The sequence below is a fragment of the Aggregatibacter kilianii genome (assembly GCF_003129965.1).
In the GTDB taxonomy this organism is placed as follows: Bacteria; Pseudomonadota; Gammaproteobacteria; order Enterobacterales; family Pasteurellaceae; genus Aggregatibacter; species Aggregatibacter kilianii_A.
This window is the reverse complement of sequence record NZ_NRCJ01000005.1, coordinates 132518-158817: the sequence shown is the minus strand read 5'-3', so window position 1 is coordinate 158817 and position 26300 is coordinate 132518. Positions and strand designations below refer to the sequence as shown.

Genomic DNA, 26300 nt, shown 5'->3' with positions numbered 1-26300 from the left:
CTACTCTATGCCTAGGGTAGCAAAGCTACCCTAGGTTAGTTATAGTTCTGCCCCGTTGGGGCAGTTATAGGCTTTGATCAAAGTATTCTTGATTGAAATTTATTCCTTCTTCTTGGAATAAATTTTTTATTTCATTCGTAAAATCACAGTGTTTATGATGCGTTTTCTGATTTTTGATGTAATTAATAATTTTTTGTTTGTCTCGCTCACAATAGCTTAAGGCACAATATCCCACTGACCATTCCGTAAACTCAGGAAATAAATCTTTATTTTCATCTAAGAATAAATGTGTCGCTTTCTTTAATTTACGCACAAATTCAGCAACTGAAATGGTTTGGTGCAATTCGATAAATAAATGTAAATGATCGGGCATGCCGTTTATTCGATATAAAACCGAATCATGCGCTTCTACAAATCCCCAAATATAACGATATAAAACCTGTTCATTTTCTTCATTAATAGTTGGAAGCCCATATTTTGTCCGAAAAATAATATGATAAAGCAGATTGGTATAACTCATTTCTCTCTCCGTCTGTCCCAACGGGGCAGAACTATAACTAACCTAGGGTAACTTGTTACCCTAGGTAGAAAAGAGTCTCAACCACACTACCTCAATTTCTCGACCCCGCTCGCAAAATCAAATCTTCTCAACAAAATTCCTCAGCAATAACGCGCCGTTTTTGCCTGAGCGTTCCGGGTGGAATTGCACGCCGTAGAAATTTTTATTGGCGATGGCGGCGGAGAAATCCACGCCGTAATGGCTTGTCGCAATGGTGTTTTCGTTGGGTTGCACGGCGTAGCTGTGGACGAAGTAAAAATGGCTGTCCTGTTCAATGCCGGCAAATAGCGGATGATCGGGCGTGTAGCGTACTTTGTTCCAGCCCATGTGCGGCAACGGCAAACCGTTGTCGGGGATGAGATCCGTCTGCCCGTGCATTAAACCGAGCGTCGCCACATTGCCTTCGGTGGAAAATTCGGTCATCAGCTGCATACCCAAACAAATGCCGAGCATGGGCTGAGTGGCGTTGCGGATGCAGTCAATCAGGTTACGCTCCGCTAAATTTCGCATCGCCGCCATCGCCGTGCCCACACCGGGCAACAGCAATTTATCGGCAGATTGGATTTTTTGAATATCCCGTGTGATTTCGGCGCGATAACCCAAACGGTCAAAGGCGAATTTGACGGAGGAGAGGTTGGCGCAGCCGGTGTCGATGATGGTGATGTTGGTCATTGTTTTTTCCATTCGATATTTAGTGTATTTTTCAAGTAAGCTAAATATTTCTGATACACATTGACTATAACTTTATAGTCATCATTTCCTTTAAAAGCATTTGGACTAAAGGTAACTAACATACAAAAAAAGATATTTAAAAAATAATTATCATCAAAAATATCTTTATCACTAATTAAGATTGGAGAATTATTTCGTCTAGAATCAATAAACTCTTTAAGTTTATCAAAATAGAAATGTTCTCCACAGTATCTTTCCAGGGTATCCAACCTAATATCCAAGACCTTTAACTGATTAAATTTAATTAATTCTATTAATTTTAAAACCTCTTCTTTATCAAGTAAGCTAACCTTACTAATAAAAACCGTTTCCAATATAAAAAGATCTACGTTTTTAAACAATGAAAACTCATTTACATAATTAATATGACTCAAACTAGAATTACGTCTTTCATACAAATGATATGATAGGATAACCAATAATTTACTGGGGATATAACTTACTAAAATATCAGAATATTTATTACTTACATTAAAATCACTATTTACCCCCAAAAAATCTAACACCTTATATAAACTAAGGAAATATGAATCTAGATATTCGTAAATTCCTTTTAAGTCCCCAAACTCTAATCTTTCCCTAATACAATAATCTTCTTCAAGTTTTGGATAGTTAATAAGTTCTTGATATAGATAATCAACAACAGACAACTCCATATTATCTCGATTAATTTTATTATCAAAGAGAAAATTAATTTTATTATTATGCTGTTCTAACATCATAAAGAAAGTCCGTTCAAAATCTTCTTTTTTTCTCCATTCCTCTTGTTCCTTTTTCTCATTTTCAAATTCAATTCTCTGCTCATTAAAGCGTTTACGTTCTAATTGCATTCCATGTAAAACACTTAGCAAAGTTACTGCTGAAAATATACCTCCAATATAGCTACCGAAATGATCCCACTTTTCACTTTCTGACGATAATCCACCATGAAATTGATAGAAATATAATCCTAGCAATCCCATGACAAGTAAAACATACCATTTATTATTTTTAATAAAATCTAAAATTTCCTTAAACATTATTGATTCCTTAAATTAAAAACACTTCAAAAACCAACCGCACTTTTCCCCCTCTCCCTCCGAAAATCCTTCGGATTTTCTCCACCCTCTCCCGCAAGCGGGCGAGGGGAAGATTGGGAGAATCATAACACGCCCTTCGAACTCGGCAACTCCTCCCCCTCAATCCGAATCGCCTGTCTCAACGTCCGTCCAAAAACCTTAAACAAACTCTCAATTTTGTGGTGGTCGTTGTCGCCGGTAGCTTTCAAGTGCAACGTGGCGAGCAGCGAAAACGCGAGGGATTGAAAGAAGTGTTCGGTGAGTTCAGTGCTGAAATCGCCTACTTTGTCCCGTTTGAATTTTGCATTGAATTTGATCCACGGGCGACCGGATAAATCCAGCGCGCATTCCGCTTTGCATTCGTCCATCGGCAGCACGAAGCCGAAACGGGCGATGCCACGTTTGTCGCCGATAGCTTGCTTTAATGCTTGGCCTAAGGCAAGAGCGGTGTCTTCCACGGTGTGGTGTTCGTCAATGTGTAAGTCGCCTTTGCAGCTGACGTTCATGCGGAAACCGCCGTGGGTGGCGATTTGATCCAGCATGTGGTCAAAAAAGCCTACGCCCGTGCTGATTTGGTTCACGCCTGTTTCGTCCAGCCACACTTGCACCTTGATGTCCGTTTCTTTGGTTTTGCGCGACACTTCCGCGTAACGCGGCGGGCGGTTACCGATGTTAGTAACGGGTTCGCCGAACAGTTTTTCCGCGATCAAATCCCAGTTTAATTTTTCAGGGTGATATTGCAGCGCGCGAATGCCAAGATTCTCCGCCAATTGTACGTCTGTCGCGCGGTCGCCGATGACAAAAGAGCGGTCGGGATCGAACAAGTTTTTGTCGATGTATTTTTTCAGCAATTTGGTTTTCGGCTTGCGGCAAGCGCAGTTGTCTTCAGGTTTGTGCGGGCAAATCAGCACGTCGTCAAATTCAATGCCCTGCGATTTAAACAGCGCCATCATGGCGTTGTGCGGTTTGTCGAAATCCGCTTGCGGGAAAGAATCCGTGCCAAGCCCATCTTGGTTGGACACCATCACAAAGCGGTATTTGCCTTTGAGTTTGAGCAACGCGGGAATCACGTTCGGCTCAAATTTCAGCTTCTCAAGGCTGTCAATTTGGAAATCGGTTTTCGGCTCGTCAATCAGCGTGCCGTCGCGGTCGATGAAAAGGGTGGGTTGCATATTTTTCTTCCTATGTATGTTGTGTATCGCTTCTGTACCTAGGGTAACAAGTTACCCTAGGTTAGTTATAACCGTACCCCTTTGGGGTACAAACTAGCCTGCCCCAAAGGGGCAGAATTATGCCTAACCTAGGGTAGCTCTGCTACCCTAGGCAGGGCATCTTAGATCTGTTTAATCGCTTCTATAACAGCTTGATTCTCCTCCCTCGTCCCCACCGTCACCCGAATACAATCCTTCAAGCCTAACGCCTTATTCTGATCTCTTAAAATAATCCCCTGCTCCCATAACGCCTTAAATACAGCCTGTCCGTTTTGGCATTTAAAGAGCAAATAATTGGCTTCGCTGTCGTACACCTTTTCCACTTGCGGCAAGGCGGAAAGGGCTTCGGCGAGCCATTGGCGGTTGGCTAAAATGTCCTGCGTACGGGCTTGAACGGTGGCGATGTTTGCGGGTTGCAAGGCTTGTTCGGCGATGTCGGCGCTTGGTACGGGAATCGGATATGGCGCAATCACTTTGCTCAAAATCTGAATTAACTCGGCATTCGCCAATACAAAACCGCAACGCAAACCTGCCAAGGCGAAGGCTTTGGAAAGGGTTCTGATAATGGCTAAGTGCGGGTAATTTTTCAGTTCTTTTGCAAGCGTGGCTTCAGGGCAAAATTCAATATAGGCTTCGTCCACCACCACAATGGCCTTGCCCGCCGTGATTTGCAACAGCTCGAGCAAATCCGAGCGATTGAGAAGATTGCCCGTCGGGTTGTTCGGGCTGCACACAAACACCACTTTCACGCCATCAAGATGTTTTTTGATTTCCGGCAGATTTAGCTGAAAATCGGCGGTTAACGGCACGGTTTTGCATGGCACGCCTGCGGTTTCGGCACTCACGGCATACATGCCGTAAGTCGGCGGGCAGAACAAAATCGCGTCTTGTTCAGGCTCGCAAAAGGCACGAATGAGCAGTTCAATGCCTTCATCGCCGCCACGCGTAACCAGCACATTTTCAGGCAACACGCCGGCATAGTCGGCATAGCCCTGCACCACCGCCAGCGGTTGGGGTTCGGGATAACGGTTTAAATCCTTGCCTGAAAGTTGGAATTCAGGCGAGGTTGGGTATTCGTTCGCATTCAACCAAATGGTGCCGTTGCCACCGAGTTTACGGGCGGATTGATACGGCGTAAGGGCCTGGACGTTTTGTCGGGATAATGTTGTGATTGTCATAATTTTTCCTGTTTTTTCCTCTCGCCCGCTTGCGGGAGAGAGACAGCTTGAAGCTACGTTTAGTAGCGGAAAGCAGAGAGAGGGGAAAGAGCGTTCATTTTTTTCTGAGAAATTTATGAGTCCCCTCTCCCTCCGAAAATCCTTCGGATTTTCTCCACCCTCTCCCGCAAGCGGGCGAGGGGAATATAAAGAGCGGTTAATTTTTATGAAAGTTTTTTCAGTCTCAAACTCACCGCCATTTTGTGCGCATCCAACTGCTCCGCCTGCGCCATCAACTCCACGGTTTCAGCGAGATCTTTAAAGCCTTGCGGGGTGAGTTCCTGCACGGTCATACGTTTGCTGAAATCCGCCAAACCGAGGCTGGAATACGTGCGCGTGTAGCCGTAAGTCGGCAGAACGTGGTTGGTGCCGCTGGCGTAGTCGCCCATGCTTTCAGGCGAGTAGGCGCCGAGGAAAATGGAGCCGGCGTTGTCCAATTGAGGCAACAACTCGCGCGCTTTTTGGGTTTGCACTATGAGGTGTTCCGGCGCGTATTCATTGCTGATGGCGACGCATTGAGCCAAATCCTCGGCGATAAGAATGCGGCTGTGAGATAACGCTTTACGAGCGATTTCTGCACGGGGCAGCTGGGCGAGCTGTTGTTCCACACAAAGTGCGGTCTGTTTTGCCAGCGTTTTTGAAGGCGTGACCAAAATCACCTGCGAATCCGCACCGTGTTCCGCTTGCGAAAGCAAATCGGAAGCGACAAATTCCGGTTCCGCCTGTTCATCGGCAATCACCAGCACTTCCGATGGACCTGCCGGCATATCGATATTGGCGCCGTTAATCATTTGACTGACCTGGCGTTTGGCTTCCGTCACAAAGGCATTGCCCGGCCCGAAAATTTTATCCACCTTCGCTACGCTTTGCGTGCCTAACGCCATCGCCACAATGGCTTGCGCGCCCCCCACCGCGTAAATGGTTTGCACACCGCACAAATCCGCGGCATAAAGAATTTCATCGGCAATGGGTGGCGGCGAACACAACACAACTTTCTTACAACCCGCAATTTGCGCCGGAATGGCAAGCATCAGCACGGTAGAAAACAACGGCGCGGAACCGCCCGGAATATACAAACCGACGCGATTTATCGGGCGCGTCACCACCTGACAACGCACACCCGGCTGAGTTTCAATATCCACCGCCTGCGGTTTTTGCGCCTCGTGAAACGCAGTGATATTGCGCTTGGCGTTTTGAATCGCCCGCTTTAACGGCTCGGGAATACGCGCCGTGGCGTCCGCAATTTGTTGTCGGGTAACGATCAGGCTGTCAAGTTGGGTTTTGTCGAATTTTTCCGTAAGTTCAAACAACGCCTTATCGCCTTCCTGTTGCACAAATTTAACGATATTTTCCACCGCACTTTTAATCTCCCCCGAGGCGGAAATCGCCGGGCGAGTAAGGGCTTGTTGTTTTTCAGCTGAGCTGAGTTCGTTCCATATAAGGGTTTGCATATTATTTTCCTATTATTTAAAAAATGATTGTATGTTGGATCGGGTTCCCTTCTTTGCCACCTGAAAAATTTAAAATTTGTAGGAAATTTCCGCATGTTTGAGCGTAGCGAGTTCGGAAATTTCCGTGAAGCAAATTTTGAATTTTTCAGGAAGAAAGGCAAAGCAGGGGCCCTTTCTTTGGTTACTTTCTTTGGCGACGCAAAGAAAGTAACAACTCATTCCATCATCTTCTCAATCGGCAATACCAAAATCGAACTGGCGCCAATGTCTTTTAACCGCTCCATGGTTTCCCAGAACAGGTTTTCTTGGCTGACGACGTGCATTGCCACTTTGGAATCGTCGTGCGCCAGCGGCAGGATGGTCGGGTTTTCTGCGCCGGGTAAAAGTGCGGTGATTTCTTCAAGTTTATTTTTCGGGGCGTGCAGCATGATGTATTTGGACTCGGCGGCTTGTTGCACACCTTGAATGCGGGTGAGGAGTTTATCCACCAGGGCTTGTTTTTCCACTGAAAGCGGTTCGGCGCGTTGAATTAAACAGGCTTTGGAACGATAAATCACTTCCACTTCTTTCAAACCGTTGGCTTCTAACGTGGCACCGGAGGAGACTAAATCGCAGATAGCGTCGGCAAGTCCTGCGCTAGGGGCGACTTCGACAGAGCCGTTCAGCAACGTGCTTTTAAACGGCACGCCTTGCGCTTTCATGTAACGTTTGAGTAAGTTCGGGTAAGAAGTAGCAATACGGGCATTGGCGAAATCTTGTACGCCGTTATATTGATAATCGCGATCCACCGCTAACGACAAACGGCAACCGCCGAAATCCAACTGGCGTAGCTTTTTATAGGCGACCGTTTCACCGGCGGCGATACGCCCTAATTCTTCTTCCTCCAGCACGTTTTCGCCGATAATGCCGAGATCCGCCACGCCGTCGAAAATCAGGCCGGGAATATCATCGTCACGCACGCGCAGGATTTCGATGGGCATATTTTCCGCATAGGCGATGAGGCGTTGCTCGTTCCAGTTAATTTTCACGCCGCATTGTCCCAGCAATTCCGCGCAGTCTTTGCTTAAGCGACCTTTCTTTTGCATGGCGATGCGTAAACGTTGTTTGTCAGTCATGTTGTTACCCTCATTTTGTGAAAAACTAAAAAAGCAAAACCCCTCGAAAGTTGCCTTCCGAGGGGTTGTTAAACGGTGATTGATTATGTCTGCATTTCACTCGTACTCGGAAGTTATCTCCCGAACACGCCGAATGCCCGAAAGATTATTCAGGTAAACGGTGATGATGGTGTAATGCGTTAGTCAAGTACATAATGAATCCTTTTTAATCAAAAGATGGCCAGAATATAACCAAGAAAAAATGTATATGCAAGGGATTTTTTGCAGAAAATGTCTTCGAGGTAAAAATTCATCCGCTATTTTTTCGCGACTTTTCCTATCAACATGGTTAACACCATCATGCTCAACGCCGGAATCAACCACGCCAAGCCGTTGTCATATAACGGGAAGTTGGCGAGCAGTTGTTTTATGCCGTCAGGCAACAATTCCACGTTATTTAAGCTGTCGCACAGGCTGAAACAGACGGTGACGGCGATGGTGGCGCTGTAGCTTAATTTCACACAAGGCAATTTGGCACGCACGAATTGCAACACCACCAGCATGATCGCCACCGGGTAGATCAATAACAGTGCCGGAATGGTCACTTGCAGTAATTTGGTTAAGCCGTTTTCGGAAATAATGATCGTCATGATGGTAAATAACACCACCCAGAAGGAATACGGCAAACGGGTGGAGAATTTGGCGAAGTAGTAAGCACAAGCACTGGTGACGCCCACTAAGGTGGTTAAACTTGCCAGGAAGATGATGCCGGACATAATCCAGGAGCCTTCTTTGCCGAATAGCACGCCCACATAACGGGAGAAAATCTGTCCGCCGTTGCTCGCGCCTTGTGCCACTTGGTCACTGGTGGCGCCGAGATAGAACAGCGAAAAATAAAGTGCGGCTAATAAAACCACCGAAATGCAGCCGGCGGAAATAGTGTAACGCAGGATTTTTTGCGGTTCGGTGACGTTTTTCGCGCTTAAGGCACGGGCGACAATGCCGCCGAAAGCAATCGCCGCCAAGACGTCCATGGTTTGATAACCGCTGATTAAGCCCGTGGTCAGCGCGGAGCCGTCGGCATAGCTTTTGGTCGGTTCGGCAATGTCGGATAACGGTGAAATAAACACGGTAACGGTGACGACAACCAACAACACTAACAACGCCGGCGTCATGAATTTGCCTACGCTGGAAATAATGGTGTTCGGTTTGAGCATAAATAGCATGGCGATGATATTGAAGACCACGGCGAAAATCAGGTGGGTTGCGGGGGTATCCGCCACAATATCCAGAGGTACTAACGCCATTTCATAGGCGACGTTGGTAATGCGAGGCATGGCGAAAGTGGAACCGATCACCAAATACAAGGTGGCTAAAAACAACACTTCCGCCCATTTCGGTAAATCGCGCGTCAATTCTTCGCCGCGCCCCAACACGGACACTATCACCAAAGTGATAAACGGCATGAAGACGCCGGTGAGCACAAATCCTAAGGCGGCGGTCGCCCAATGCTGACCTGCGGTGTAACCTTCCATCGGCGGGAAAATAATGTTTCCGGCGCCCAAAAACAGCGCGAAAATCATCATGCCTAAAACAACAATATCTTTGCGTGAAAACATAATTCTTTCTCTTAGGTAATAAAAACCGTGGCATTCTACTACAAAAGCCCTGCAATTCGTAATGAAAGCACAAAAAACGCTGTGTTTTTCGACCGCACTTTTCGGCGTAATTCGCCCGCGCGGCAATTGAGTTCATCCTGCCTTTGTTGTAAACTACGCTCCCGTCTTGATAGATTATATTTATCCTAATTTTTCCATCCATCCCAATAGCAACAAATAGGTTTCTTATGGCTACCAATTATATTTTCGTCACAGGCGGTGTGGTTTCTTCGCTTGGTAAAGGCATTGCGGCGGCATCCCTTGCGGCAATTTTAGAAGCGCGCGGCTTGAACGTCACGATCATGAAACTCGACCCTTACATCAACGTCGATCCGGGCACCATGAGCCCGACCCAGCACGGCGAAGTGTTCGTTACCCAAGACGGCGCAGAAACGGACTTGGATTTGGGCCACTACGAACGTTTTATTCGTACCAAAATGACCAAACGTAACAACTTCACCACCGGCAAAATCTACTCCGAAGTGTTACGCAAAGAACGTCGCGGCGACTATTTGGGCGCCACCATTCAAGTGATTCCGCACATTACCAACGAAATCAAAGCACGCGTCATTGACGGCGCGGCAGGTCATGATGTGGCTATCGTGGAAGTAGGCGGCACGGTGGGCGACATTGAATCCCTGCCGTTTTTGGAAGCCCTGCGTCAGCTTGCGGTGCAAGTGGGCCGCGAACGCACCATTTTCATGCACTTAACGCTTGTGCCGTACATTCCGACTGCCGGCGAAGTGAAAACCAAACCGACGCAACATTCCGTGAAAGAGCTACTGTCCATCGGGATTCAGCCGGACGTGTTGATTTGCCGCTCCGACCGCATGATTCCGCCGAACGAACGCGCCAAAATCGCGCTATTCTGTAACGTGCCGGAACGCGCGGTGATTTCCTTGAAAGACGTCTCCTCCATTTACCAAATTCCGGCGTTATTGAAATCTCAAGGATTGGACGATTTTATTTGTGATCGTTTCCATTTAACCTGCCCGGAAGCGGATTTGTCCGAATGGGAGCAAGTGCTGTATCAACAAGCCAACCCGACGGGCGAAGTCACCATCGGCATGGTGGGCAAATACACCGAATTGCCGGACGCTTACAAATCCGTAAACGAAGCTTTAAAACACGCAGGCTTGAAAAATCGCCTCACCGTGAACATTAAATATATCGACTCGCAAGATGTGGAAACCAAAGGCGTGGAAATCTTAAAAGGCTTAGACGGCATTTTAGTGCCGGGCGGTTTCGGCTATCGCGGCGTGGAAGGCAAAATTCTCACCGCCAAATATGCGCGCGAAAATAACATTCCGTATTTAGGCATTTGCTTGGGGATGCAAGTGGCGTTAATCGAATTTGCCCGCAATGTTGCCGGCATGAGCCACGCAAACTCTTCCGAATTCGACCGCACTTGTGAACAACCGGTAGTGGGCTTAATCACCGAATGGCAAGATGCCGACGGCAATACCGAAGTGCGCAACGATGAATCCGACTTGGGCGGCACCATGCGTCTCGGCGCACAAAAATGCCATTTGGCGGAAGGCAGCCTGGCGCGCCAATTATACGGCGCCGAAACCATCGAAGAACGCCATCGCCACCGCTACGAAGTGAACAACGTATTGCTGCCGCAAATCGAAAAAGCAGGCTTGAAAGTGACCGGTTTATCCGCCGATAAAAAACTGGTGGAAATTATCGAAGTGCCAAATCATCCTTGGTTCGTCGCCTGCCAATTCCACCCGGAATTCACCTCCACCCCGCGCGACGGTCACCCGTTATTTGAAGGCTTCATCAAAGCGGCAAAAGACAATCAGAAAAAATCCGATTAACGGATTACCGGAAAAATAAAAAAGTACGGTCGAAAAAACACATGGATTTTTGACCGCACTTTTTGTTTTCTAAAGGCTGATAATTTATTCGCTGAACATTTGTTGTAGGATCGAAAGCAATTGCTTCAATGTTTCGTTATCTAATGCACCGATTTTCTTCACTAAACGCACTTTATCCACCGCACGAATTTGCTCCGTTAAAATTAATCCCGTCTTGCCTTGAAAACTCACCTCAACCCGAAAAGGTGCCGGGCGGTTCCCTGTGGTCATCGGTGCAATGAGTGCCGTTTTTAAGTGATTATGAATTTCCGGCGGCGATACAATCACGCAAGGTCGGGTTTTCTGAATTTCATGCCCTACGGTCGGATCCAAATTCACCAAATAAATATCACCTCTTACCATTGCCATTCCTCATCGCTTTCCAACGGCATATCCAACACCAATGTATCATCACCTTCTGCCGCGATTTCTTGCGCCGCTAACGCCCAACCTTCACGAACGGGTGTTTTTGGTTTCGACAATACGATTTTATCCTGTACTACTTCCATATTCAGCGATTCGCTCAAACCCAATTGCAATAAAATCGCTTTAGGAATGATGACCGCTTGGGAATTTCCTAGTTTTCTTAATGTCACATTCATTTTCGCCTCCTGTAATAACAAAGTTATTATATTTATCCATCATTTTTTTTCAATAAAATTCACTCCAAAAACCGACCGCACTTTTTGTTTTTTCAACGTGATCCGTCTCACAAAAAACTGGTCTATTCCTTGTTCTTCCACTTCCCTTTGATTATAGTGAAACCCTCTTGTCGGAGTGCCGGAAGGCTGAGATCGCTGGGAACAGCGGGATCCGTGGAACCTGTGGGTTAATGCCCGCGTAGGAAACAAGTTCTCTCCTTTCAACCGCCTTTCTGTCGCTTCACACAACCCCTTTTCATCAACCTTTGGAGTTTGTTATGTCAACGTCAGAACCTTGTCTTATCGCGCCGTCGGAACCTTTTGCACGTACCGAATTTAAACTCGGCTTGTATGCCATTGTGGACAGTTATGAATGGATTGAGCGGCTGATTCATGCTGGCGTGAAAACCCTGCAAATCCGTATTAAAAATCGCTCGCCCGAACAGGCGGAAAAAGAAATTGCCCGTTGTATCGAATTGGCGCGTCAGCATCAAGTGCGGTTATTTATTAACGACTTTTGGCAACTTGCGGTGAAACATAAGGCTTACGGCGTGCATTTGGGGCAGGAAGATCTTGCCGATGCGGATTTGGTCGCCATTCAGCAGGCGGGACTGCGCCTTGGTGTGTCCACCCACGATGCGGAAGAAATTGCCCGTGTGTTGCCGTTGCGTCCCTCCTATGTTGCCTGCGGGCATATTTTCCCGACGCAAACCAAAGCCATGCCCTCCGCCCCACAAGGTGTTGTAAATTTAGCCCGTCAAGTGCAACTGCTCGGCGATATGCCAAGCGTTGCTATCGGCGGCATAAAAGAAGAGAATTTTGCCGAGATTTTAGCCACCGGCGTGGGAAGTATTGCGGTGGTCAGCGCTATTACACAGGCAAAAGACTGGCAAAGTGCGGTCAAAAATTTGCTCAAATTTTTTGCTTAAGGGTATTTTCGGCATTGGTCCGATCAGGTTCGATAATCCCTTTCGGCAATGTGAAAAACATCCTGAATTTCAACCGCACTTTTGCCTCGGAAATAGGATCCAAATCAAGTTCGGCGCATTTTTTACAAGACAAAATGGCAAAATAGCTTTATTATACTTGGCATTTTAGGACTTGCCCTAACTGGTTTTAATTAACTTATATGAGGAAAATAAAATGGCAAAAATCGTTAAAGTCATTGGTCGCGAAATTATCGACTCTCGCGGTAACCCAACTGTTGAAGCGGAAGTTCATTTAGAAGGCGGTTTCGTCGGTCTTGCAGCAGCGCCTTCAGGTGCTTCCACCGGTTCTCGCGAAGCCTTGGAATTACGCGACGGCGATAAATCCCGTTTCTTAGGTAAAGGTGTATTAAAAGCAGTTGCAGCGGTAAACGGTCCGATTGCAGAAGCCATCATCGGTAAAGATGGTTCAAACCAAGCCGAAATTGACCAAATCATGATCGATTTAGACGGCACAGACAACAAATCCAAATTCGGCGCAAACGCCATTCTTGCGGTTTCTCTTGCTAACGCGAAAGCCGCAGCCGCCTCTAAAGGTCTTCCGCTTTACGCTTACATCGCCGAACTCAACGGTACTCCGGGCGTATATTCAATGCCATTACCAATGATGAACATCATCAACGGTGGTGAACACGCAGACAACAACGTTGATATTCAAGAATTCATGATCCAACCGGTCGGCGCAAAAACCTTACGCGAAGCGCTACGCATCGGTGCCGAAGTGTTCCACAATCTTGCTAAAGTATTAAAAGGCAAAGGCTTGAACACCGCTGTGGGTGACGAAGGCGGTTTCGCACCAAACTTGGCTTCCAACGCAGAAGCATTGGCTTGCATTAAAGAAGCGGTTGAAAAAGCGGGTTATGTGTTAGGTAAAGACGTCACTTTAGCGATGGACTGCGCTTCTTCCGAATTCTACAACAAAGAAACCGGCAAATATGAAATGAAAGGTGAAGGCCGTTCATTCACTTCTCAAGAATTCACTCATTATCTTGAAGAATTAACCAAACAATACCCAATCGTGTCTATTGAAGACGGTCAGGACGAATCCGACTGGGAAGGCTTCGCATACCAAACCAAAGTATTGGGCGACCGCGTTCAATTAGTGGGCGACGACTTGTTTGTGACCAACACCAAAATCTTAAAAGAAGGTATCGAAAAAGGTATCGCGAACTCCATCTTAATCAAATTCAACCAAATTGGTTCTTTAACCGAAACCTTGGCTGCGATTAAAATGGCGAAAGATGCAGGCTACACCGCCGTTATCTCTCACCGTTCCGGTGAAACCGAAGATGCGACCATTGCTGACTTGGCAGTAGGTACTGCAGCAGGTCAAATCAAAACCGGTTCTATGAGCCGTTCCGACCGTATCGCGAAATACAACCAATTAATCCGTATTGAAGAAGCGTTAGAACGTGCAGGCACACCTGCTCCGTTCCCGGGCTTAAAAGCGGTTAAAGGTCAAGCGTAATCGCTAAGACGTTCATTAAAACGTTTGAAAAAAACACCGCACTTTTTGTTGAAGGATAAAAAGTGCGGTGATTTTTTTATGTGTTTTTTAACGGGCTTTATTCAACGTAATTCTCAAACCAGCTTTCCAAAATCAAACAGGCGGAAATGCCGTCCACCTTGCTTTTATTAAGGGCGCGATAACCGCCACGACTGAAAATTTCACTACGGGCTTCTGTGGTAGTGAGGCGTTCGTCTTGTAAATCCACAGGCAAATTAAAACGCCCATGGAGACGGTTGGCAAATTTCTTGGCGCGTAAGGTTAACGGCTGTTCGGTGCCGTCCATATTCAGCGGTAAACCGACCACAATACGCGCCGGCTGCCATTCTTGAATACATTTCGCAATATCATCCCAATTCGGAATGCCATCTTGCGCTTTAAATGCAGGCAAAGATTGCGCCGTGCCGGTAATGCTTTGCCCGACGGCGCAACCGATACTTTTTGTACCAAAGTCAAAGGCGAGAACCGTAATGCCCATTAACTGTGTCCAACCTGACCGGCGAAGTTATGGGAGTCAATGCCCAACAATTGATTTGCTGCCCACCAACGCTGTTCGTATGGCAAATCGAATAAAATTTGCTCCGTCGCCGGCACCACCAACCAGGAATTATTCATAATTTCCTGTTCTAACTGGTTCGGTTCCCAGCTGGCGCAACCAAGGGTGACCAAATATTTCTCCGGCTCCAACAAGGTGCCGAAAGTGTCCACCACGTCAGCTGAGGTGGTCAGCATAAGATTGTCATTGACCCGATAGCTGTGATCAAAAGGCTCTTTGGTGTTGGTATGCAAAATAAAGCCACGGTCGATATTGACCGGCCCGCCTGCAAGTACGAGCTTATCGTTATAAGTGCGGTGGGTAACCATCATAAAATTCATTTTGGCGCCTAATTCTGCAATGCTTAAATCCGTCGGTTGGTTTAACACCAAGCCCATAGATCCTTTTTCGTTATGTTCACAAATATAAATGACGGTGCGATAAAAATAGCTGTCATCTAAATTCGGCATGGCAATCAGCAGATGATCTTGTAAGTCCATCATATTTCGTTCTTCTCTATCCTAAATCACCGAAACACACTTGCAAGGCGGTAATTGCCGCCATAGCAGCGGTTTCGGTGCGTAATACACGTTTTCCTAATAAGACTTCCACAAACCCGTGCTGTTCGGTTTGTGCGATTTCTTGTGGCGATAAACCGCCTTCCGAGCCAATTAATAAGCGTACACCCGCCGCGGGTATTTCAGGCAGAGTACGAATAGAATAAGCCGCTCTTGGGTGCAAATTTAATTTGAGTGCGTCGTCAGGCTCCGCACACCATTGTTGTAACTTCATTAACGGACGAATTTCCGGAATTTTATTGCGTCCGCATTGTTCGCAGGCAGCAATGGCGATTTTTTGCCATTGTTGGATTTTTTTCTCCATCCGTTCGCCGTCTAATTTCACACCGCAGCGTTCTGACCATAAAGGCGTAATCACATTGACACCCAGCTCAACGGATTTTTGAATGGTGAATTCCATGCGCTCACCACGGGAAATCACTTGTCCCAAATGAATAGCAAGCGGGCTCTCGCGATCGTCCAATTGACGGTTTAACACATCCACTTCAACGGATTTTTTCGTGACCGTTTTAATAACGGCTTCGTATATATGGTTGCTACCATCGAAAAGTTCAAGTTGATCGCCCGGTTGCATACGCAAAACACGACCGACGTGGTTCGCGCCGTCTTCCGAAAGCACACAAAATGTGTGCGGATTAAGAGGGGTTGGGTGATAAATTCGAGGGATTCGCATAATAGAACAAACCGGTAAAAATAATTTGTTCTATCATAGCAGAAAAGCCGACTGAGAAACGAAAATACGAAATGAAAAATTGCGAAATTAATATTCCCAGTTATCCGGATCAATGCCTAACTCACGCATGATGACTTTCGCTTCTTCCGGGATTTCATCGCTGCGTTCTTTCAACAAATCTTCATCTGTCGGCAAGGGTTGCCCGGTAAAGGCATGAAGGAAAGCTTCGCAGAGAAGCTCGCTGTTGGTGGCATGGCGTAAATTACGGATTTGGCGACGGGTACGCTCGTTAGTCAGAATCTCAAGCACTTTAATGGGAATGGATACCGTAATTTTTTTGACTTGTTCGCTTTTTTTACCGTGTTCTGCATAAGGACTAATATATTGTCCGCTCCAATCCGCCATAGTTGATTCCTGAAATAACCTTATTGTTTGAGGCAATATTTTAATAAAAAATAAAGATAATAACAATCTAGCCGTGAAGACTGCTAGATTTCCATGCTAAAAATAAACAAAAAGAAAGGCATCTTTATGATGCCTCATTGTATTGAATTGGGTTAAAAGGTTTTCACTAAATCTTTTAAATAAGATTTAAACTCGCCGGCAAGCTTGTTGTGGTGCAAGCCGTATTCCACAAAGGCCTTCATATAGCCGATTTTATCGCCGCAGTCATAAGACACCCCGGTCATGTGGAAGGCTTCCACGGTTTCTTTGTCGATAAGCATATCAATGGCATCGGTCAACTGAATTTCGTCGCCCACGCCCACCGGTGTTTTTTCCAGTAAATCCCAAATTGCCGCTGAGAATACATAACGACCGACCACCGCCAAATTAGACGGCGCTTCATCAATGCTCGGTTTTTCAACAATGCTATCGATTTTAGCACTTTCCCCCGGTGGAATTTCAACACCACCACAGTCTGCAATACCATAACTACTGACTTCTTCAGGTTTCACCGGGCTAACCATGATTTGGCTGGCTTGGGTTTGTTTAAAGCGTTTTAACATTGCCGCCAGATTTTCTTTCTTCTGGTTGGCAGAAAATTCGGCTAACAACACATCCGGCAACACCACGGCAAAAGGTTCATTACCCACTAACGGGCGACCGCATAATACGGCGTGTCCCAACCCTTTCGCGTTACCTTGGCGAACGTGCATAATGGTCACGTTTTTCGGCACGATTGAACGCACTTCTTCCAATAACTGGCGTTTTACGCGTTTTTCCAGCATCGTTTCCAACTCAAAAGAAGTATCAAAATGGTTTTCGATGGCATTTTTGGATGAATGGGTAACCAACACGATTTCTTTAATACCGGCGGCAACACATTCGTTTACCACATATTGAATTAGCGGTTTATCCACTAAAGTTAACATTTCTTTCGGAATGGCTTTAGTAGCAGGTAACATACGCGTACCTAAGCCTGCAACAGGAATAATCGCTTTCATTTAGTTTTCCTTCTTTTAGATAAAAATGACCGCACTTCTCTGACAAAGAAAAGTGCGGTTAGTTTCCAGAGCGTTTTTATTGACGCAACAACGCCAGAATTTCTTCTGTTTTTTCCGCCATTAATTGTTTATCACCACGGGTTTCCAGATTCAAACGAACCACCGGCTCGGTATTGGATGAACGCAGATTGAAACGCCAGTTCGGATATTCAATGCTGATACCGTCAATTTCATCGACGCTCACGGCATCTTTTTCATATGCGGCACGCACGCGGGCAATCGCGCTTTTCGCATCGGCCAATTTGCTGTTAATTTCTCCCGGAGACGGGAAGGTATTCACGCTATTATTCACCAATTCGCCCAATGATTTACCGGTTACGGAAACCAGCTCCATCACCAATAACCATGGGATCATGCCGCTATCGCAGTAGAAGAAATCACGGAAATAATGGTGCGCGCTCATTTCGCCGCCATAAATGGCATCCACAGCACGCATTTTTTCTTTAATGAAAGAGTGTCCGGATTTAGACATCACAGCTTCACCGCCGTTTTCTTCCACTAATTTCACCGTATTCCAGATTAAACGCGGATCATAAATGATTTTCGCACCCTTGTTTTTTTGCAGGAATGCCTGACCCAATAAACCGACAATATAATAACCTTCAATGAAGTTTGCGTGCTCATCAAACAGGAAGCAACGGTCGAAATCGCCGTCAAATGCGATTCCCATATCCGCTTTATGTTTTAACACCGCATCAATCGTATCCTGACGGTTTTCATGTAGCAACGGATTAGGAATACCGTGCGGGAACGTACCGTCCGGATTATTGTGCACTTTGATGAACTCGACAGGTACGCATTTTGCCTTAAATTGCGCTTCAATCGCATCAATCACGTGCCCTGCGGCGCCATTACCTGAGTTAATCACTAACTTCAACGGTTTTAGCGAATCGAGATTAATATAAGATAAGAGGTGTTCAACGTAATCACCAAGTACGGAAAGTTGTTTATACTCGCCACGTTTGGTGACCGGCGGGAAATTATTTTCTTCCGCCAAACGTTGAATATCCGCCAACCCGGTGTCCGCGCTAATCGGACGGGACCCTTCACGCACTAATTTCAAGCCGTTATAGTCCATCGGGTTATGGCTTGCGGTAACTTCAATACCACCATCAGTTTTCAAAAATGATGTAGCAAAATAGACTTCCTCTGTCCCCGTTTCACCTAAATCAATTACATTAACACCGGAATCCAATAATCCATTTGTTACCGCACTTTTTAGTTCTTTGCTCGTTAAGCGAACATCGCCACCAACGACAATTGTTTTGGGCTTTAAAAACTGCCCAAATGCACGACCTATACGATAAACAATATCTGCGTTTAATTCATCGCCTAAGCGACCACGGATATCATAAGCCTTAAAGCAAGTTAATTTAGTCATAATTTCACCATCTTCATTGATTAAAAAATTTGCTACGCTTTCTGTTCATCCTTTGCTTGATGAATACGTTGGTAAATTTCTTCTCTATGAACAGAAACATCCTTTGGTGCTTGCACACCGATTTTGACTTGGTTGCCTCGTATATTCAGGATCGTGATAGAAACATCATCGCCGATGAGCAAGCTTTCGCCAACTTTACGGGTTAAGATTAGCATATAAACTCCTCACCTTTATAGTTTATTTACAACTTCCCTATTTTGCTTCCAACATCCCTATCAAAACGTTAAACATTACTTTTATTCTGCGTCGTTTTGCCTTACTGCATACAAAACGACGCCTCAGACACAAACAAAGCTTATAAATTCGCTTTCAGCCAATCGGAGCAAACCGATAACGCTTTGTCTACATTTTCCGGCTGAGTACCGCCGGCCATGGCCATATCAGGACGGCCACCGCCTTTACCACCAACTTGTTGTGCCATCAAATTCACTAATTCGCCGGCTTTTACTTTCCCTGTCAGATCCTGAGTCACACCTACAATAAGATTAACTTTTTCATCTACTACGGAAGCAAATACAACCACCGCCGAACCTAATTGATTTTTCAGGCTATCAACCATTGAACGTAAAGACTTCGCTTCAATACCATCAAGTTGTTGCGCAATGACAGAAACACCATTAATTTTGACCGCACTTTGAGCCAAGTCGTTACCGGCCTGTAGCGCAGCTTTTTCTTTTAATGTTTGTAGTTCTTTTTCAACTTTCTTAAATTTATCTTGCAACAGAGAAATCTTATCCGTAATGGAATTGACATCCGATTTCAGTAATTCGGCGCTTTGATTTAATAAAGATTGTTGGTTTTGTAACCATTCTATTGCAGTTTCGCCGGTAATCGCTTCAATACGACGAATCCCCGCCGCCACTGCCGTTTCCGTTACAATTTTAAATAGCCCGATATCGCCGGTGCGTTTCGCATGGATACCGCCGCATAATTCAATGGAAAAATCACCCATCGTTAAGACGCGCACTTGGTCGGAATATTTCTCGCCGAATAACGCCATCGCGCCTTTCGCTTTGGCGGCTTCCAGCTCCATAATCTCCGTTTGAATCGGGTTATTCGCTCTAACTTGCTGATTAACTATGCGTTCTACTTCGGCTAATTGCTCTTTACTGATTGCTTCATGTTGGGCAAAGTCAAAACGCAATAACGCATCAGAAACAAGCGATCCTTTCTGAGCGACATGTTCGCCTAATACCTGACGTAATGCGGCGTGCAACAAGTGGGTTGCAGAGTGATTCAATGAAATGCGTTGACGGCGAACGACGTCAACCACAGCATTCACCGACTGCCCGACGGATAAGCTACCTTGGGTAAGCTCACCGATATGACCGAATACCTGACCATATTTCTGGGTGTCTTTTACGTCAAAATTAAAACCGTTGCCTTCTAAGCGACCAATATCTCCGATTTGACCACCGGATTCCGCATAGAATGGCGTGTTATCTAAAACAACAACTGCCTGTTGACCGGCATGAACCGTATCTACCGACTTCCCGTCGTGGAAAAGTGCGGTCACTTTTGCCAGCGTTTCTGATTCGGTATAGCCTTCAAAACGGGTTGTGCCGTCAACACGAATCACGCTGTTATAATCCATGCCGAACTGGCTGGCGGATTGCGCGCGCAAACGTTGGTTTTCCATTTCGCGTTCAAAGCCCGCTTCATCAATGGCAATACCGCGCTCACGACAAACATCGGCGGTTAAATCCAACGGGAAGCCATAAGTATCGTATAACTTAAACGCCACTTCGCCGGATAATACATTGTCTTTTACTTCCGCTAAAGCCTCATCCAATAAGGTCAAACCACGTTCCAATGTGCGCGCGAATTGCTCCTCTTCCAAACGTAATAATTTTTCTACGGTGGCTTGATGTTTTTTCACCTCTTCGCCCGCCTGCGCCATCACCTCAATCAAGGTTGGCACGAGTTTATAGAAAAACGCTTCGGTTGCGCCTAACAAATGTCCGTGACGTACCGCGCGACGAATAATACGACGCAACACATAACCGCGTCCCTCATTGGAAGGCACCACACCGTCCGCAATTAAATAAGCGCAGGAACGAATGTGGTCGGCAATGACGCGCAAGGACTTGTTGCTTAAATCTTTTTCGCCGGTTAATTCTGCCGCTTTGGCAATTAATTTTTGGAAAATATCAATATCGTAGTTAGAGTTGACATGTTGCAACACCGCACTGATTCGCTCCAAGCCCATACCGGTGTCCACAGACGGTTTCGGCAATTTTTCCATCGTGCCGTCCGCATGGCGGTTAAATTGCATGAACACGATATTCCAGATCTCAATGTAACGATCACCATCTTCTTCAGGCGATCCCGGCGGTCCGCCCCAAATATGATCGCCGTGATCGTAGAAGATCTCGGTACAAGGCCCGCAAGGACCGGTATCACCCATTTGCCAGAAGTTATCGGAAGCATAAGGCGCACCTTTATTATCACCGATACGAATAATGCGTTCTGCCGGAATACCGATTTCGTCATGCCAAATTTTGTAGGCTTCTTCATCGGTTTCGTATACGGTGACCCATAATCTTTCTTTCGGCAATCCTAACCATTGCGGAGAAGTTAAAAATTCCCAACCGAAATGGATGGCGTCGTGTTTAAAATAATCCCCGAAACTGAAATTACCGAGCATTTCAAAAAATGTGTGGTGTCTGGCTGTGTAACCCACATTTTCTAAATCGTTATGTTTTCCCCCGGCACGCACACAACGTTGGGCTGTGGTGGCACGGCTATAAGGGCGTTTTTCCAAACCTAAAAAAACATCTTTAAACTGGTTCATTCCCGCGTTGGTAAACAATAACGTCGGGTCATTTTCCGGAACCAAAGAACTACTTGCGACGACTTGATGCCCCTTACTATGGAAGAAATCAAGATACGATTGTCGAATTTGTGCTGTTGTCTTCATTTACAAGCCTTGCTTTCTTAAAATATCTTTAAAATTAAAAGGTAATTAGGTAACTGCGTATTGTTGCATATTTTTCTTATTTATAAAAAACCTTTTTAGCCATAATGTTTTTATTTTCTTGACAGCACGGAAAATAAAAACCGCACTCACATCCGAGACTCGTGAAAGTACGGTTAGTTTTTGTATTATTTTCTACAACTTACTTTACTATCGTCTTATTCGTCACGAAGAGGAACGACAAGCATATCAACAGTAATTGAATTCATCACCTGACGTGTGGAGGACATCAACTTACTCCAGAAATCCTGGTGATGACCGGTGACAAGCAAATCAACATCATATTTTTCGATGGCATCGGTTAATACTTGACCTAAATCCCCACTACCACTGAGTTTTTCGGTAATTGGGTAACCCGCTTGTTCGGCGAGTTGGATCAATGCCTGTTGTGTTTCACTGGAAATACGATCCTGCATTGATACCATATTCACATCAATCAGCCCTGTGTAAAGATCCGAGAAGTTTACATCCACATGAATAATGGATAACTTCGCATCATGACGTTTTGCCACGCCGACAGCCTTTTTCAATAAGAACGCACTTTCTTCTGAAAGATCAACTGCAACTAACACATGTTTATACATAATCGACTCCTTATCTGATCAGGGTTAATTTACTTTGGTTGTATAGTAGCACCGGGATATAAAAAAAAATATGTGCTGGATCACATTTTGAGAAAAACTTTCATTTGAGATGCAGAAAATGATCCAAAATGCCTTTTGTGTTAGGATCCCATTTCCTTTATTTAACTAACATGGAGCAAAAAATGACCTATTCTATCCATGATTTTGTCAAATTAATCGCCCAATTACGCGATCCCGAGCACGGTTGCCCGTGGGACATCAAACAAACCTACCAATCCATGATTCCTTGCCTGAAAGAAGAAAGCTACGAAGTCATTGAAGCAATCGAACAGGACAATGTGGAAAACCTTAAAGAAGAACTGGGCGATTTGTTGCTACAAGTGGTGTTTCTGAGCCAGTTGGCGACGGAAGAAAAGAAATTTACCTTCGATCAAGTGGTACAGGACGTGGCGGAAAAAATCGTGCGCCGTCATCCGCATGTGTTCGGCGATAAACACGCCAATAACGAACTGGAGGCCTTGCAGAATTGGAATGCGATGAAGGCAAAGGAACACCAAAATCAAGGTCACACGTCCATTTTAGATAACATTCCAAATGCCTTCCCCGCCCTCATGCGCGCAGAAAAATTGCAAAAACGCTGTGCCAAAGTCGGATTTGATTGGAAGGAGATTGCGCAGGTTTTTGCCAAGGTAGAAGAAGAATTGCAGGAAGTAAAACAGGAAATGGAATGTTCATCACCGGATCAACAAAAAATCGAAGAAGAAATGGGCGATTTGTTGTTTGCCACCGTCAACTTAAGCCGCCATTTAAAATGTCAGGCGGAAGAAAGTCTGCGTAAAGCCAACCAAAAATTTGAGCAACGTTTCCGTCGCGTGGAGGAAAAGTTAACGCAACAAAATCGTCGTTTTGAAGAAACTTCCCTGGTAGAAATGGATGTGTTGTGGGATGAAGTAAAGCGGGAAGAAAAACACCGTTAAAAACGACCGCACTTTTCCGTTCTCACAATAAAAAATACCGAGCGCCAAACTCGGTATTTTCTTTTCTAATCAATGCCGAGCACTTTGCGCCCGTTGATGCTGGCGATATTCACCATAGCATCCAGATCCGGGAAACGACAACCGGCGGCGAGCAAACTCAGCTCCTGCCACATATCGCCTTCGCACAAAGGCACCATGTAATCGCAAATATTATCGGTGCCGATCGCCACCGTAATGCCTTCCGGAATCATTTCATCCGCCGGTGTTAAGGCATTATGGAACGGCATCAGCTCTTCTTTTCGGTTGCTGTCAATCCATGCCATCGGGCAGGCGATCATCATCATTTGCGCCTGACGCATTTTTTCATATAAACGATAGCGATATTCTTTGGAATGCGAGCCGATGGAAATCCCGTGAATCGCCACCACACGCCCTTGCATACCGTGCTCGATGGCTTTATCGCATAACTGTTCCGTTTCCTTTTCCTGCGGCGAATTGAACTGATCCACATGCACATGGCACATAATGCCGAGGGATTTGGCTTTATCCAGCAAAATATCCATGGCGTCCAAACCGCGTCCGTAGTCCAGCTCATCGCGATACGGCAAGCCGCCGATCATGTCCACCATTTCCGAGCCGATGTCGAACCATTTGCGTGCCGTCGGCTCAATCACGCCTTTCAAGGTTTGATTGGCAAATTTCAGAATAATGTCATTTTTATACACTTCGCGCGCTTTGTGGGCGGCGATAATCGCGCGATCCTCACACACCGGATCGATGTCCACAAAAGTACCGAATGCCGTCACCCCTTGGGAAATCATTAACTCGATAGATTGGCAAAAACGGGCGTAATAATCGTCCACGGAAGACGTGCGTTTAACCTCGTCCACCAAATCCCATTTTTGCTGCAAATTACTGCTGTGATAAATCCCGATTTTTTCCGGAGTCATGGTAAAAGCGCGGTCGGCGTGCGCGTGCGCATTGACCCAGCCGCCTTTTTTAATAATTTCATCTCGAATATAGGTTTTGAAACTACGAACATGGTTCTTCGTCATAATTACTCCGTGCTAAGCAGATTTGACAATGTGGTGGGAGCAAATAGAAAAAAATCCTCAAAAGAGGATTGTTTATTAATTGAAAAAAGAAAGGCGATCAATGAAACGGTTTCATTGCAATAACGGATAATGTTATGAAAAATTCGCAGATTTTTAATTAATAACATCGTATTTGTCCTGATTAAATTTGCCCGCTAGTATAAAGCGAGCCACCTTAAAAATATAATCGGTTTTGACTATTGGTCTGGCGTATTTTTAATCATTTTTCTAAAAATGAACGTTCCTGATTAAACACGTCCAAAAACAGCCCCAACGGAGGTCTTTCGGAGGAAATTTTTTGATAAGTGCGGTCATATTTTTGATAGTTTCCACGCGTATTAATATGGTATTGCGTACCGTCCGGCTGAATAATCACATTCCAACGGTAATTGGACACCAACACCCAATCCGGCGTCTGATTCAAATCAAATAAATCCCGTCCCTGCGCATAATCGCCAATCGGATTTTTGACATAGAAAACGTGTTTCATCAGCGCCGGCAAGAGATCCACATGAGAGGTTAATTTCGCCACCTTGCCTTTCGCCAGCCCCTGCCAATGGACAATCATCGGCACTTGTACTTCATCACGGGCGAAATAGCTGTTTTCCTCTTTTTCTGTGAGTTTGCGGAAGGTATAACCATGTTCGGCGGTCACAATCACCAGTGTGTTCGGCAAATCTGATTGCGGTAAAATTTGCCCCAGTAATTCATCGATTTTGGCAAGTTCCTGTGCATATTTTTCCTGCGACAAATTCGGCTTAATACTCAAACTTAAATAACCCCAGAAGGGGTTCTCTTGTGCTTTTGCACTTTCCAACCAACGTTGGAAGGCACTTACCGCCGCTTGGTTGGACGTATCGCCACTCGGTTTGGTTTGCTGATAAATAGCGCGCCGTAAAATACTGGAAGCAAATTTATTGCCGGAAAATAGCCCTTGCGCATATTTCTGTTGTGCTATGCGGTCAACCAACACCGACGGCGTTTTGTTGCTCAATAAACTGTCCGTATAGTTTGCGTTCAAACCGTAAAATAAGCCGGTTAACCCGGCATTATTGTTATTGCCGCTGCTGTAATGATTGGTAAATTGTGTGGAATCCGCTGCAAACTGTGTCAAATTCGGCATTTTTTCCTCATTTACAGCATCATAACGCAACCCCGAAACCGTAATTAGCACGATATTCTGCTTTTCCGGCGGTTCGTTAAAAGTAAGCGGCTGTTTAGGATAATTAATCGCCAAGGCATCCAGGCGCCCTTCCTGTTCCAAACGTTCGGCGTATTCCTGCTTATTAATAAAACCGTGTTTTTCTAAAAACGAGCGGGCGGTCATCGGATAAGACAACGGGAAATTCGAACGTTGCATGGTAATCGGACGGTATAAATACGCATCCGCCCAGGCGTAAATTAGGTGGGTCGCGATAAACGTGCAGACAAAAAAGATGCCCGCGCCTTTCAGCCATTTTTGCCGTTCCAAACTGCGCAATTTTTGCCAAGACCAACGGGAAAACAGCATTTGAACCAATAAAATCAAGGGCATCGGTACAAAGAAAAGCTGCCAGTTGCGGGAAAGTTCGCCGTTTTCCGGATTCACTAACAAATTCCAGACCAAAGAAGAAAGGTGTAGATTAAAGCGAACAAACACTTCCGTATCTACCAGCAATAACGTATTGCCGATAGTTGCGAGAATTACAGTCAATCCACGAAAAGTGCGGTGGTTTTTGACGATAAAACTGAGGGGGAAAATCACCAGCAAATAGAAGGCAAAAACAATAAAACTAAAATGCCCTAACAGGCTGATGAAAAAATAAATTTTGCCGAATAAAGTATCCGGCCAATCAATAATAAAGGCATAACGGGCGCCGATAAAAACCGCCCACAGAATATTAAAAAAAGCAAACCAGTGCCCCCACGAAATTTTTTGTGAGGTTTCTTCACGATATTGTTTGCTGTTGAATTTCCACAT

25 protein-coding genes, 1 riboswitch and 1 other annotated feature are annotated in these 26300 nt (G+C 45.5%); of the genes, 4 read left to right on the top strand and 21 right to left on the bottom strand.

What is annotated here, in order from left to right; translation table 11 throughout:
* Nucleotides 1-64 precede the first annotated feature (64 nt).
* From tnpA to brnQ, 8 genes are all read right to left on the bottom strand, one after another.
* Nucleotides 65-520: an IS200/IS605 family transposase gene (tnpA, locus tag DK430_RS05170; protein WP_109078039.1), complete on the bottom strand. Its 456-nt coding sequence runs from the start codon at nt 518-520 to the stop codon at nt 65-67.
* A 117-nt stretch (nt 521-637) separates the two neighbouring features.
* Nucleotides 638-1231 (bottom strand): imidazole glycerol phosphate synthase subunit HisH, encoded by a 594-nt coding sequence (gene hisH / locus DK430_RS05165; RefSeq protein ID WP_109078038.1) that lies wholly within the window; start codon nt 1229-1231, stop codon nt 638-640.
* A complete protein-coding gene (locus DK430_RS13160; RefSeq protein WP_162616807.1) occupies nt 1228-2310 on the bottom strand; it encodes a putative phage abortive infection protein in 1083 nt (360 codons plus the stop codon). The genes hisH and DK430_RS13160 overlap by 4 nt, the downstream gene beginning before the upstream one ends.
* Nucleotides 2311-2432: 122 nt before the next feature.
* A complete protein-coding gene (hisB, locus tag DK430_RS05155; RefSeq protein ID WP_109078037.1) occupies nt 2433-3521 on the bottom strand; it encodes a bifunctional histidinol-phosphatase/imidazoleglycerol-phosphate dehydratase HisB in 1089 nt (362 codons plus the stop codon).
* A 161-nt stretch (nt 3522-3682) separates the two neighbouring features.
* On the bottom strand, nt 3683-4738 hold the full coding sequence (hisC, locus tag DK430_RS05150) for a histidinol-phosphate transaminase (protein ID WP_109078036.1): 1056 nt from the start codon (nt 4736-4738) through the stop codon (nt 3683-3685).
* Nucleotides 4739-4941: 203 nt separating this feature from the next.
* The gene (gene hisD / locus DK430_RS05145; protein ID WP_109078035.1) at nt 4942-6228 is read right to left on the bottom strand and encodes a histidinol dehydrogenase; all 1287 of its coding nucleotides are present in this window, start codon (nt 6226-6228) and stop codon (nt 4942-4944) included.
* 215 nt (nt 6229-6443) lie between these two features.
* The gene (hisG, locus tag DK430_RS05140) at nt 6444-7343 is read right to left on the bottom strand and encodes an ATP phosphoribosyltransferase (RefSeq protein WP_109078034.1); all 900 of its coding nucleotides are present in this window, start codon (nt 7341-7343) and stop codon (nt 6444-6446) included.
* A 31-nt stretch (nt 7344-7374) separates the two neighbouring features.
* Nucleotides 7375-7513 (bottom strand) — a sequence feature (His leader region).
* Between the two features lie 126 nt (nt 7514-7639).
* On the bottom strand, nt 7640-8941 hold the full coding sequence (brnQ, locus tag DK430_RS05135; protein WP_109078033.1) for a branched-chain amino acid transport system II carrier protein: 1302 nt from the start codon (nt 8939-8941) through the stop codon (nt 7640-7642).
* A gap of 227 nt (nt 8942-9168) precedes the next feature.
* On the opposite strand from brnQ, the gene pyrG reads away from it, so the two are divergent.
* Complete coding sequence (pyrG, locus tag DK430_RS05130; RefSeq protein ID WP_109078032.1) at nt 9169-10803, top strand: glutamine hydrolyzing CTP synthase; 1635 nt, start codon at nt 9169-9171, stop codon at nt 10801-10803.
* Nucleotides 10804-10887: 84 nt separating this feature from the next.
* Here the strand turns inward: pyrG and DK430_RS05125 are convergent, their stop codons facing one another.
* On the bottom strand, nt 10888-11205 hold the full coding sequence (locus DK430_RS05125) for a type II toxin-antitoxin system PemK/MazF family toxin (protein ID WP_204352514.1): 318 nt from the start codon (nt 11203-11205) through the stop codon (nt 10888-10890).
* Nucleotides 11199-11444 (bottom strand): AbrB/MazE/SpoVT family DNA-binding domain-containing protein, encoded by a 246-nt coding sequence (locus DK430_RS05120; RefSeq protein ID WP_109078030.1) that lies wholly within the window; start codon nt 11442-11444, stop codon nt 11199-11201. The genes DK430_RS05125 and DK430_RS05120 overlap by 7 nt, the downstream gene beginning before the upstream one ends.
* A 161-nt stretch (nt 11445-11605) precedes the next feature.
* A riboswitch (TPP riboswitch) is annotated at nt 11606-11706 on the top strand.
* A 55-nt stretch (nt 11707-11761) separates the two neighbouring features.
* On the opposite strand from DK430_RS05120, the gene thiE reads away from it, so the two are divergent.
* Together thiE and eno are read left to right on the top strand one after the other, a co-directional pair.
* Nucleotides 11762-12412 carry a thiamine phosphate synthase gene (gene thiE / locus DK430_RS05115; RefSeq protein WP_109078029.1) on the top strand — a complete coding sequence of 217 codons (651 nt, stop codon included), beginning with the start codon at nt 11762-11764 and terminating at the stop codon, nt 12410-12412.
* Nucleotides 12413-12626: 214 nt separating this feature from the next.
* Nucleotides 12627-13937 (top strand): phosphopyruvate hydratase, encoded by a 1311-nt coding sequence (gene eno, locus DK430_RS05110; protein WP_109078028.1) that lies wholly within the window; start codon nt 12627-12629, stop codon nt 13935-13937.
* Nucleotides 13938-14034: 97 nt separating this feature from the next.
* Here the strand turns inward: eno and ruvX are convergent, their stop codons facing one another.
* The 9 genes from ruvX to uspA form a co-directional block, all read right to left on the bottom strand.
* Nucleotides 14035-14454 carry a Holliday junction resolvase RuvX gene (gene ruvX / locus DK430_RS05105; protein WP_109078027.1) on the bottom strand — a complete coding sequence of 140 codons (420 nt, stop codon included), beginning with the start codon at nt 14452-14454 and terminating at the stop codon, nt 14035-14037.
* Complete coding sequence (locus tag DK430_RS05100; RefSeq protein WP_204352519.1) at nt 14454-15011, bottom strand: YqgE/AlgH family protein; 558 nt, start codon at nt 15009-15011, stop codon at nt 14454-14456. Before DK430_RS05100 ends, ruvX begins: the two co-directional genes overlap by 1 nt.
* A gap of 16 nt (nt 15012-15027) precedes the next feature.
* A complete protein-coding gene (gene rsmE, locus DK430_RS05095; protein ID WP_109078025.1) occupies nt 15028-15762 on the bottom strand; it encodes a 16S rRNA (uracil(1498)-N(3))-methyltransferase in 735 nt (244 codons plus the stop codon).
* Nucleotides 15763-15849: 87 nt separating this feature from the next.
* Nucleotides 15850-16167: a met regulon transcriptional regulator MetJ gene (metJ, locus tag DK430_RS05090; protein ID WP_109078024.1), complete on the bottom strand. Its 318-nt coding sequence runs from the start codon at nt 16165-16167 to the stop codon at nt 15850-15852.
* 152 nt (nt 16168-16319) lie between these two features.
* Complete coding sequence (gene galU / locus DK430_RS05085; RefSeq protein ID WP_109078023.1) at nt 16320-17207, bottom strand: UTP--glucose-1-phosphate uridylyltransferase GalU; 888 nt, start codon at nt 17205-17207, stop codon at nt 16320-16322.
* A gap of 76 nt (nt 17208-17283) precedes the next feature.
* The gene (locus DK430_RS05080) at nt 17284-18648 is read right to left on the bottom strand and encodes a phosphohexomutase domain-containing protein (protein ID WP_109078022.1); all 1365 of its coding nucleotides are present in this window, start codon (nt 18646-18648) and stop codon (nt 17284-17286) included.
* 32 nt (nt 18649-18680) lie between these two features.
* Nucleotides 18681-18863, bottom strand: a complete 183-nt coding sequence (csrA, locus tag DK430_RS05075; protein WP_005702075.1) for a carbon storage regulator CsrA — start codon at nt 18861-18863, stop codon at nt 18681-18683.
* A gap of 140 nt (nt 18864-19003) precedes the next feature.
* On the bottom strand, nt 19004-21628 hold the full coding sequence (gene alaS / locus DK430_RS05070; RefSeq protein WP_109078021.1) for an alanine--tRNA ligase: 2625 nt from the start codon (nt 21626-21628) through the stop codon (nt 19004-19006).
* A 215-nt stretch (nt 21629-21843) separates the two neighbouring features.
* Complete coding sequence (uspA, locus tag DK430_RS05065; protein ID WP_109078020.1) at nt 21844-22269, bottom strand: universal stress protein UspA; 426 nt, start codon at nt 22267-22269, stop codon at nt 21844-21846.
* A 182-nt stretch (nt 22270-22451) separates the two neighbouring features.
* Here uspA and mazG point away from each other — a divergent pair, with 182 nt between their 5' ends.
* A complete protein-coding gene (gene mazG / locus DK430_RS05060; RefSeq protein ID WP_109078061.1) occupies nt 22452-23246 on the top strand; it encodes a nucleoside triphosphate pyrophosphohydrolase in 795 nt (264 codons plus the stop codon).
* Nucleotides 23247-23311: 65 nt separating this feature from the next.
* Here the strand turns inward: mazG and DK430_RS05055 are convergent, their stop codons facing one another.
* Together DK430_RS05055 and DK430_RS05050 are read right to left on the bottom strand one after the other, a co-directional pair.
* Entirely contained in the window at nt 23312-24301 is a 990-nt protein-coding gene (locus DK430_RS05055) for an amidohydrolase family protein (protein WP_005546155.1), read from the bottom strand.
* A 259-nt stretch (nt 24302-24560) separates the two neighbouring features.
* Complete coding sequence (locus tag DK430_RS05050) at nt 24561-26300, bottom strand: DUF3413 domain-containing protein (protein ID WP_109078019.1); 1740 nt, start codon at nt 26298-26300, stop codon at nt 24561-24563.